Source organism: Chryseobacterium defluvii, assembly GCF_014204415.1.
Taxonomy (GTDB): domain Bacteria; phylum Bacteroidota; class Bacteroidia; order Flavobacteriales; family Weeksellaceae; genus Chryseobacterium; species Chryseobacterium defluvii_A.
Genome location: NZ_JACHLE010000011.1, coordinates 1 through 11,306 on the forward strand (window position 1 = coordinate 1; position 11,306 = coordinate 11,306).

7 protein-coding genes are annotated in these 11,306 nt (G+C 32.1%); all 7 read left to right on the forward strand.

Going from position 1 to position 11,306, the window contains the following annotated elements; translation table 11 throughout:
* Positions 1 to 417, forward strand: a 417-nt coding sequence (locus HNP38_RS17780) for a phosphopantetheine-binding protein (RefSeq protein WP_228461095.1), incomplete at its 5' end; no start/stop codon positions are given.
* Positions 383 to 2,815 (forward strand): outer membrane beta-barrel family protein, encoded by a 2,433-nt coding sequence (locus tag HNP38_RS17785; protein ID WP_184192100.1) that lies wholly within the window; start codon positions 383 to 385, stop codon positions 2,813 to 2,815. The genes HNP38_RS17780 and HNP38_RS17785, both read left to right, overlap by 35 nt.
* A gap of 30 nt (positions 2,816 to 2,845) precedes the next feature.
* Positions 2,846 to 7,579 (forward strand): non-ribosomal peptide synthetase, encoded by a 4,734-nt coding sequence (locus HNP38_RS17790; RefSeq protein WP_184192102.1) that lies wholly within the window; start codon positions 2,846 to 2,848, stop codon positions 7,577 to 7,579.
* On the forward strand, positions 7,566 to 8,708 hold the full coding sequence (locus HNP38_RS17795) for an AAA family ATPase (RefSeq protein WP_184192104.1): 1,143 nt from the start codon (positions 7,566 to 7,568) through the stop codon (positions 8,706 to 8,708). The genes HNP38_RS17790 and HNP38_RS17795 overlap by 14 nt, the downstream gene beginning before the upstream one ends.
* Entirely contained in the window at positions 8,692 to 9,648 is a 957-nt protein-coding gene (locus HNP38_RS17800) for a hypothetical protein (RefSeq protein WP_184192114.1), read from the forward strand. Before HNP38_RS17795 ends, HNP38_RS17800 begins: the two co-directional genes overlap by 17 nt.
* 36 nt (positions 9,649 to 9,684) lie before the next feature.
* On the forward strand, positions 9,685 to 10,986 hold the full coding sequence (locus tag HNP38_RS17805; RefSeq protein ID WP_184192123.1) for a radical SAM protein: 1,302 nt from the start codon (positions 9,685 to 9,687) through the stop codon (positions 10,984 to 10,986).
* Positions 10,987 to 11,011: 25 nt separating this feature from the next.
* Positions 11,012 to 11,203 (forward strand): hypothetical protein, encoded by a 192-nt coding sequence (locus tag HNP38_RS17810; protein ID WP_184192125.1) that lies wholly within the window; start codon positions 11,012 to 11,014, stop codon positions 11,201 to 11,203.
* The last annotated feature ends 103 nt before the right edge of the window (positions 11,204 to 11,306 follow it).

An 11,306-nucleotide genomic window follows, 5' to 3' on the forward strand; every position in this document is an offset into this window, starting at 1 on the left:
CCGGAGTATATGGTACCGGGTTTCTATGTAGAGTTGGAGGCAATACCATTAACGCCCAATGGTAAGATCGATAGGAAGAGCTTACCCGGAGTGAGTGGGGAGGACTTGATCAGGAGAGAATATACGGCACCTGGGAATGAGACGGAGGAGAAGCTTGTGGAGATCTGGCAGCAAACCCTTGGGATAGAGAAAGTAGGAGTCACGGATAACTTCTTTGAACTGGGGGGACACAGCCTGGCAGCCATTAAAGTAATTCATATCATCAATGAAAATTTCAATATTAATGTAAACATCAATCAATTTTTCGAACGAAATACAATTAAGCAGTTAGCTGATCTAATTAACAATCTAAAATTAATCCATAATCTTTCAACCAATCAATATGAAGAATCAGAATCTGAAACATTTACTATTTAGCAAATTAAGATTTTTATGTTGTATAGCTTTAGTATTTTTAACGGATAATCTTTATAGTCAATATACCATCTCCGGAAAAGTAGAACAAACGGATAAAAATAAAAATCAGTTTACAGAAGTTCTCCTGCTGGATAAAGATTCGGTAATTGTTAAAAACGATCTGATTGGAGAGAATGGAAGCTTTTCCCTGAAAATAAACAATAGTGGAGAGTATACTTTCAAAATAAAGCAGCTTAATCATTTCTTTTATAATAAGAATATTCAGGTTCATTCTGATTTGAATTTAGGAACGATCGCAATAGATGATGCCAAAGAGATAAAAGAGGTCATTATTACCGGCAAAAAGAAACTGGTTGAGAGAAAAATTGATCGTTTGGTTTTTAATGTTGAAAATACAATTGCTACAACAGGGGGCGATGCTTTGGATGCCTTAAAAATCACTCCCGGGGTAAAAGTACAGAATGATAATGTATCTATTATTGGAAAAGGAGCCGTAAGTGTAATGGTAGATGACAGGCTGATCCAGTTGAAACAGGAAGATTTGAGTAATTTCTTAAAATCTATTTCTGCAGACAATATAAAAAGCATAGAAGTTATCACCACACCGCCTGCAAAATATGATGCATTAGGAAATAGCGGAATTATCAACATTAAAACAAAAACAGCCAGAAGAGATTCCTGGAATGCAAATGTTGGAGCAAGTTACCTGCAGAGAAGCAGGGCAGATGGTTCCGTATTCGGAAATTTCAATTACAATAAAGATAAACTGACAATTTCTACTTCACTGAATTACAGGGATGGTGCAAGATATTCCACACAAAATGATTATGCTTATTTTCCGGACGCTTTATGGCATACTGCTTCCCCTTATGTAGTGGAGTATAAAAGATTTGGCGGAAAATTGGGCATTGATTATCAGTTGACAAAAAACTGGACTACAGGAATTCAGTACATTCTTAATACGAACAAACCCTATTTCTACGGAGATGTAGACACGCCGGTAACGACTTATGGGACCAATGATCTGATTCAATATTTAAAAACCTATAAACAAACGAGAAATAAGCCGGTTTTCAATTCTATTAATTATTATAATGACTTTAAGCTGGATTCATTGGGAAGAAACCTGACCATTAATTTAGATTATTTTAATTTCAAGAATACTGATGAAAAGTCTTATTTCGGAAATTCAATAATATACAATCCTTACAGTGAACAGTATTTTTTAGGAGACAATAACAATATTCAAAAAATAGATAACTTTTCAGGAAAGGTAGATATTGAATATCCTACATCTTTTGTTGATCTGAGCTTTGGCGGAAAAATTACGACCTCAAAAGCTAATAACACTATTAAGTTTTTCAATAGCGGTTTGGTAAATAGCCCGATAACGTCTTATTCTTTGGCAGATAATCTGTTTGAGTATACTGAAAATGTTCAGGCCCTGTATATTTCCGGAAACAAAAAATTTAATGACAAATGGGAAGCGCAGGCTGGTGTCAGGATGGAAGCGACCCAAACCGAAGGAAATTCTTTAACGCTGAATCAGGTGACTAAAAATGACTATTTAAAGTTTTTCCCGACATTATATATTACTTACAAACCGAATGAAAACAACTCTTTAGGATTTAGCTATAGCAGGAGAATTGACAGGCCTGCCTTTAATGAACTTAATCCTAACCTGTATTTTGAAAACCCGTTCCAGAGTATTGAAGGAAACCCGTTTCTGCAGCCGGCTTTCATAGATAATATAGAATTAACGCATACTTATAAAAGCTTTGACAGCAAATTGTATTATAGTAATGAAGAGAATCTGTACGGGCAGATTGCTATTGCAAATCCGGCTGATAACTACATCAGGTTTACCAATGAAAATTATGTAAATACACAGCGGTTCGGATTTGCGGAGGCCTACACTTTTGATAAGCTGAAGTGGTGGACTTCAACCAACTCCTTAGATATTAATTATGTACAGTCTACTTCCTTTATAGACGTCTTGCAAAGAAAGCAGGAAGGTTGGAGCGGCAGATTTTCCACCAACAATGATTTTATACTGAATAAAGACAAGACGTGGACATTCAATATCAACTATTGGTACAATTTCTCAGGTGTAGACGGGAAATTCTATAGAACAGGAGCGATGAGCAATCTGTCAGCAACCATTCAATACCTTTTATTGGACAAAAATTTAAGAATTTCCCTGAAGGCTAATGATATTTTCCGCACAGAAAAAATGAAACAAAGCTCTATTGTGAATAATGTCTATCAAAGAGGAATTTACTATAACGACAATCAGTCTGTACAATTAACGGTCTCTTATAAATTCGGAAATCAAAAGATTAAATCCGTAAAAAGATCAACAGGAAACGAAGAAGAAAGAAACAGAACCGGAAACTAAATTCTTATTAAAGGATCAGCAGTTATTTTTATGAACCAATTATTAGAAAAGCTAAACGAACTCAGTATAAAATTATCCCTTAAAGGCGATAATTTAGATATACAGGCGCCAAAGGGTACAGTAACGCCCAACATTTTAGAAGAAATAAAAAACCATAAAGAAGAGATTATTTCCTTTCTAAAAGATCTTTCTTCCAGAACCGGAATACCCCGGTCTGAAAAGAAGGATTTCTATCCCCTATCTTCAACCCAGAAAAGGATGTGGCTTCTGCAGCAGATGAATCCTGAAAATGTAGCCTACCATATGCCTATGATCTTCGAGATTGAAGGAGAACTTAATATCGACAGGCTTCAGAAAACATTCAGAGCTCTTGTTAAGAGACACGAATCCCTGCGGACTGTATTTAGAGAAGACGATCATGGGAATCCCGTACAAATTGTGAAGGAATTTAAAGAAGACCTGTTTCATTTAGAAAGTACCGATATATCTAAAGATATCCTGGAGAATGTTCAGAAAAGTATAGATACCCCCTTTGATCTGACAAAAGGAGAATTGTTCAGGGGAAATATTTTCAGGATATCAGATCAAAAATATCTGTTGTTGATCGTGATGCATCACATCATCAGTGACGGCTGGTCTGTTGAAGTTCTTGCAAAAGATTTTTTTGAGCTCTATAAAAATATAGACAATACAGATTTCAGTTTACCAGCTCTCCCTATTCAGTATAAAGATTATGCAGTTTGGCAGCAGGAAAAGATAAAAGACCAAAACTCAGATAAAGAATACTGGCTTTCCGTTTTTAATGACGAGATCCCTGTTTTAGAATTACCCTCTTACAAAGCAAGGCCTAAATATAAAAGTGGTAAAGGGCATACGATATCCGAACAGATCAGTGAACAGAACCTATCCCAATTTCAGAAGCTATGCTCAGATAATGAAGCCACCCTGTTTATGGGGATAAAAACCCTTGTAGATGTTTTATTATACAAATATTCCCATCAGAATGATATCATAGTAGGAACTCCGATCGCCAATAGAGAATATCCGGAACTTCAGGATCAGATAGGATTTTATGCAAATACATTAGCGTTAAGAGCAAATGTTAATTCAGCACAATCGTTTCTGAACCTATTGAACAGTAATAAAATCCAATTATTAGATGCCTATCAATACCAGGAATATCCCTTTGATGAATTAGTAGCCAATTTGAGACTTCCTTATGACCCAAGCCGGAACCCGTTATTTGATGTCATGGTTTCCTTACAGGAAAATTCAGAAATAGAAGCATCACAAATAGAAAATCTTACAATGAAAAAATTCATTGTAGATGATCATACCAGTAAGTTTGATTTAGCATTTAGTTTCTATATTGAAGATAACCGATTACATTTAGATTTAACCTATGATAGTGAGATCTATGATGAAAAATTGGCAGGCGGTTTAATAAAGCATGCATGCAATCTTATTGAAAAAATCATAGATAATGAAAACGCCTCAATTAAGGACCTCAATTTTCTCTCTCCACAAGAACACCACCAGTTATTATTAGAGTTCAATGACACGAGTGTTGATTACCCGAGGGATAAGACAATGATCGAGCTGTTTGAAGCACAGGTAGAGAAAACCCCGGATCATATAGCCGTTGTTTTTGAAGATACAGAACTTACCTACCGGGAGCTCAATGAGCAGTCTAATCAATTAGGAGCTTACCTTAGAAAGAATTATGACACTCAGGCAGATGATCTGGTAACGATCAAACTTGATAGAAGTGAACAGATGATTGTGGCCATTCTGGGAGTTCTGAAGTCAGGGGCAGCCTATGTACCGATAGACCCTGAATATCCTGAGGATAGAATAGCTTATATTGAAGAAGACACAAGAGCAAAAATTACCATTGATGAATCCTTTTTAAATGTTTTTCAACAAGAATTACAAAGCACACAACATCAATATACGAAAGATAATCTTCCTGTGATCAGCAGGCCTGATAGTTTAGCGTATATTATTTACACCTCAGGGACCACAGGGAAACCTAAAGGGGTGATGATAGAAAATAAGGGATTGATTAACCTTTGTCATTGGCACAACAAATCCTTTGATGTCAATGCCGATAGCAAATCAGCTCTTTTCTCAGGACAGGGTTTTGACGCTTCCGTTTGGGAAATATTTCCTTATTTATTAAGTGGCGGGTGCTTATACCCTTTAGCCAACGAAATTAAATATGATATAAATAAACTCAGTGAGTTTTATTTAAACAGATCGATCACCCATTCCTATCTTCCTCCGTTTGTATTAAAAGAATTACTGGAAAAAAATAACATAGATAATATTACATTCCTGTCAGGAGGAGAAGCATTGGATAATATCCGGACAAAAAATAATACTATCTATAACAACTATGGCCCGACTGAAAATTCCGTAGTTACCTCCTGTTACAAACTAGAGCGTCATCAGAATTATACTGCTGTTCCAATAGGAAAGCCTATTTCGAACACTCAGGTATATATTTTGGATGAAGACCTGAATTTGGTACCTGTAGGAGTAAGCGGGAAATTGTATGTATCCGGCGCTGGCTTATCGCGTGGTTATCTGAACAAGGTAGAGTTAACGGCAGAGAAATTCATAGACAACCCATTTGAAGCAGGGAGCAAGATGTATGACACGGGCGATTTAGCCAGATGGCTACCCGATGGAAACATTGAGTTTTTAGGGAGAAAAGACTTCCAGGTCAAGATAAGAGGATATAGGATAGAATTAGGCGAGATCGAGAGCTGCATAGCCCAGTTTAGCACTGCGATTAAGCAGGTTGTGGCAGAAGCAAAGGAAGTCAATGGCGAGAAAGTATTGGTCGCTTATTATACAAGTTCTCTAGAAGCAACAGAAGCCGTAGGAAGTGATGCAGCTCAAATACCAAACATAGACAAAACAGTATTACGAGAATATCTGCAGAGTAAGCTGCCGGATTATATGGTTCCGGGGTACTTTGTAGAGCTGGAAGCCATTCCCTTAACCCCTAACGGAAAGATCGACAGGAAGTCATTACCGGGAGTTAGCGGTGAAGATCTGATCAGGAGAGAATATGTTGCACCGAGGAATGAAACGGAACAAAAACTTTCAGAAATTTGGCAGGAAGTATTGGGATTAGAAAGAGTAGGAGTTACCGATAACTTCTTTGAATTGGGAGGCCATAGTTTGATGGTCGCACAGGTATTAAATAAGATTTATCAAAACTTGGGAATTCAGGTAAGCCTTAAAGATTTCTTTGCTTCTCCAACAATAAAGAAAATAACTCAAAACTATATTTATTATGAGGAAAAAGAGATACATGAATCTACTAAGATACAAGCTTCAGTATCTAACAATGTTTTTGGGTTAATAAGCTATCTTAAATTAAAAAAAATTTCTCTAAAAATAGATGGAGAAAAAATAATCATTGTTAATAATCATTACATAGAAAATGATATACTTTATGATAATATTAAAAATAATCATAAAGAAATACTTAATTATTTCAAAAAATCTCCTAAAATAACAAGAATAAGAGCATCCCAATTACAAAGGGATGTTTATAAGTTTGTTATCAATAATTCATATAATTCAAATATAAATTTTGGATTCATTGTAGAGAAATTGAACATGCCTAAATTACATAGAGCATTTGAAAATCTTATTAAAAATAATCAGATTTTGATGTCATCTTTTGAACTAGTTGAAGATGTCTTGCATCTTAAGTATTTAAAAGACAACTTTTCAATTATTGAATTGAATTTTAATACCAAGAAAGAGGCTATAAAATACCTTAAGGCAAAAACATTAGAAATCTTTAATATTTTTGATAATAAACCTTTACTGAAAGTTTATTTAATACATATTCCTCAAAAAGATATTTTGTTTTTTGTCATTAATCATTTAATATTTGATGGTTTATCTTTATATCCAATGATTAAGGAGCTATTCAATAACTATTATGAAAAAAGAGTAGACACCACAAAAATTCAATTTCATGAATATATAGCAGCAAAAGAATATTTCCCTTATACTAATGAGTATAGAGTTAGTGAAAATTTTTGGAAAGGAGAGTTCTTACAAAGCTATAATGCTCCATTACTTTTTCCCAAGCACATAGATAAATATGCTGATGACTTTTATGATACTTTCATAATAAAAAGTAAACTGTCGAAAACAATATTGGCTAAGGTAGAAAACTATTGTAGAATAAAAAAAACTACGATAAACATTTTTATATTATCTATCTACTATTATACATTACAATCACTTACAAAAAAGCAAGATATCATCTTAGATTGTACTTCATCAGGAAGAGAATCAGATAGTTTAATCAATGAGATCGGATTGTTTACAAATTCAATTTTTTTAAGATTGAATATTAGAAGTAAAGATTTCACTAATGTATTAGAGTTTATTAAATCAAAATATATTTTGGCTGTATCAAATAGTTTATATGATAATAATATGGTATATAATAATTTAAACCTTTCGGTCTACGGACACGAATTACTTAGAAGGTATAAGTACAATTTTATATATGATCAATCCGAGCCAGGTGATTTACTAAATATTACCCCATTTTCAATAGAAAAAAAAGCTGGATGTTATTATTTATTAATCAATATATATGCATCAGAACATAATATAAATTATGACTTTGTTTTTAATAAAAAGTTTTTTACGAAAGAAGAAGGGACTGAGATTGTTAAAAAATTCAACAAAAAAATTAAAGAGTTAATTTATGAAAAACATTGAATCAAGTAATAGTTTTATTGATAAATATTCTATAGATTTTAATAATAGTGCAAGATTAAAAAAGTATGATCCTGTTTTTTTTAGAAGCAGTGAAATAAAAAAAGTGATAGAGACATTATGTAGAAGAATAAAAAACAACGTAATACTTTTAGGACATCCAGGTGTAGGAAAAACGGCAATAGTTGAATGCATTGCTCAAATGATTGTTAATGATGAGGTTCCAGAAGTATTAAAAAATAAGAAAATATATGGTATAAAGATGTCTAATATGCTTGCAGGAACCAGTTATAGGGGAGAGTTTGAAGAAAGAGCGGAACAATTACTAAAAGAAATATGCAATAGCGAAGTAATATTATTTATAGATGAACTGCATACGATTATGAAAGCTGGAGCTTCTGAAGGTTCTGTAGATTTTGTTAATCTTCTCAAACCATATATTGCTAGAGGTGATATTCAATTAATTGGAGCAACTACTTTTGTTGAATATCAACATTCAATCCTATTGGATAAGGCGCTCGACAGAAGATTTCATAAAGTAACTATTGAGGAGCCAAGTGATTATATAACGTATCTGATACTAAAAAAAATCAAGTATAAGTACGAAGCATTTTATAATATACTAATTACGGATGAGGCAGTTCTTGAGGCAATTAACCTTACAAAAGATATACAGGATTATTATTTTCCAGATAAAGCTATTGATCTCATAGATTTAGCTTGTTCAAGTTTAGTTATGGATTATGAATTTTTATATTCTGATGAATTTATTGAATTAGAGTACAAGGAAGAGCTTTATACCAATTTAATTACTGATCCTTTGTTTAAACAAATTTTTGAAACTAATCATGAAATTGATATTCTTTCAGTTAGAAATTCAAAAAATATTATAATAGAAAATTTTAAAATAAATAAGAAAAAAATTGATGAACAAAAAAAGAATTTAAAATTAGTTGACTCTTATCTGAAAGAAGCAAATGCAATGAAAAGACAAGGATACGAGTCAAAATATGAAGAAATATTGGAATTAATTATTCCCAAAATTAAAGAAGATCTTCAGAATGATAAAGTAGAATTAACAAAAGAATTTTTAACCCTGTTTTATACTAGAAGTTATGGAAGAAAACGATAGATATCAATTAAAACAAGTATGTGTACAAAACCCAATTTTTGGACCTAGAAACTTAGGTCACTATTGGGGCTCAATGAAGGATTTTGTCAATAATCAAAACAAATTTGAGTCATTTTTGATTATAGATGATATTATGGCAATACTAATGAACCCAAAAGAAGCAGAGGCGATAAAAAATAGAACATATTTTGTGGTGCAGGATTTTATTAATTGTGGATATGATGTAGAAAAAAATCACATTATTCTAACAAGTTCTTATATGCCATATATAATGGAGTTGATTACACTTTATGCAAATTTTATAGATTTTAAGTATTGTAATTATTTATATGAAAATTCATTCTTAGGCGGACTTAAGTCTTATCAAAGAGAGGAGCTGGGACTAAATTTATATGCAAGTGTTTTTGAATTGTTGTATCCCCAATTAGGAATGCCTGCAATTTCCTTTGCCTTAGAGGTCGAATTATTTCAAGGAGGAGAAGAGATTATTGGCTATACATATATAATGAATAATATTAAAAATAATCTAAAAAAAGTATATAACGATTATAATTATCCCCCAATATATGAACCAGCAAGAAATGGATATGTATTAGGTTTAGATGGTGAGTATATGTTTCAGCACAATAGTATTTTTTTGTCAGAAGATGAAGATTCTATAGCTGAAAAAATTGAAAAAATTGAAACGGAGAAGGTTATTGAAGATTGGCTTATTTCCTTGGGACATAAAGACCTCCTGAACTTTTACTCTACTAATAATGATTTTGTTTATCTGAAAAACTTTTTGAAAGATTTATTGATTGATGAATTGAGACCTTTTAGGGAAAACCAATTGATGCTAGACGATTTAGATAGAGTTATTATTAATGATTATGAATTTATAAAAGCTCAGTTTCAGGGACATATAGATTTACTAAAAAGAAAAGTTTATAAAATGTAATTTTTAAGTTAAAAATAATTTATAAAATAAAATATTATGGAAAAATTTATTTTGAATCCACAATTAAAAATCAGAAAAGAGGTTTTTGGTTGTATTGTATTAATTAATGAGAGGAAATCAGTTAGGTTTTTTAACAAATTAGGGTACCAGATTATTTCAGCATTAAAAAACCCCAAAAGTATTTTGGAGATTTATGAAAGTATATCCGAAAATTTTGATATTTCCAAAGTACAAGTAGAAGAAATAGAGGAATTTGTAAAGCTCTTGAAAAATGTTAATATCTGTTTTGAGTTTAAAGAACAAAATGTGATAACTACTCCTATTTTCTATTTTGAAGATATTCTGGAGGAAAACTTTTCTGAGGAGTATTTTTATTCCCCTTTAGGTGTTGAGATTGAAAGTACTAATAAATGTGCACGAGAATGTTCTTATTGCTCATATTTTAGTAATCCACGTGTTGATATTTCTCAGGAACTATCTTGGGAAGATTGGCTTCCAATAATCAAAGAAATATCAGATTCCGGAGTCTTTTATGTAAGGTTTACTGGAGGTGACCCATTTACGAGAAGAGATGATTTACTAAAAATGATCTCCTATGCTGACAGTTTGGGTTTGATGGTTTCAATTGGTTCAGATCTCACTCTAACAACGGAAATGGACGTTATTTATTTAAGTAAATTAAAGAATTTTGTTTTTCTACAAACAACATTAGATGGTTCAACCAAAGAGATATGTGAAAGATACAGAGGTAAAGGTAACTTTTTAAAAGTAATTAAGGGAATGGAACTACTCCATAAACATAAAGTCCCCTTTATTGTTGGAACCGTCCTAACAAAATACAACAAGGATGACATTTATAATATAGGGAAGCTTATTTCTCAGTATGAACCATTAGGATATAGTTTTGCACCCCTTTATATCGCAGGAAGAGCAATTAATTTAGAAACAGATATGCCAAATAATGAGGAGCTTTATCATGCTAATTTACAACTTAAGCAACTAGTAAATGATAAAATTATTTATCCAGCAGATTCTGCCTGGCAAGAAATAGTAAACGATATTGATGAGGATGCTTTTAAAAATTTATTAAATGATCAACCTTTATTAACACGGACAGGAGAACGATTAATGAGAATAACACCTCAAGGGCATTGCTATGTTTCAGTAAAACTTAAAAGAATTGATGTTGAAAATGATGTAGAATGGAATGCGGGAAGTATTATTGGCAATAATCTAATTAAAATTTGGCAAAAATCGGATAAAATGAATAATTGGAGAAGTTTAACGACTAATGACAATTCTTTTGGAAAAACAGTGAATATTAAGGAATTATTATAATGTGTTTAATTTAAATTTTATTAAAATGAAAAATTTACAACAAAAAACAAAAGAGACCAAAAAGAAAATTGATCTTAAAGGTACACCAGTATTTGAAAATGTAAAGCCAATGTTGAGTACTCCTTTGGAGATTACAAGAGACAAGCTTAGAATGATGAATATGATAGATGAAAATATCATTATTCATGATAGTGTAATAAAGCAAGACTGTGAATAATTTACAATTTATTAAAATGAAAAATTTACAACAAAAAACAAAAGAGACCAAAAAGAAAATTGATCTTAAAGGTACACCAGTATTTGAAAATGTAAAGCCAATG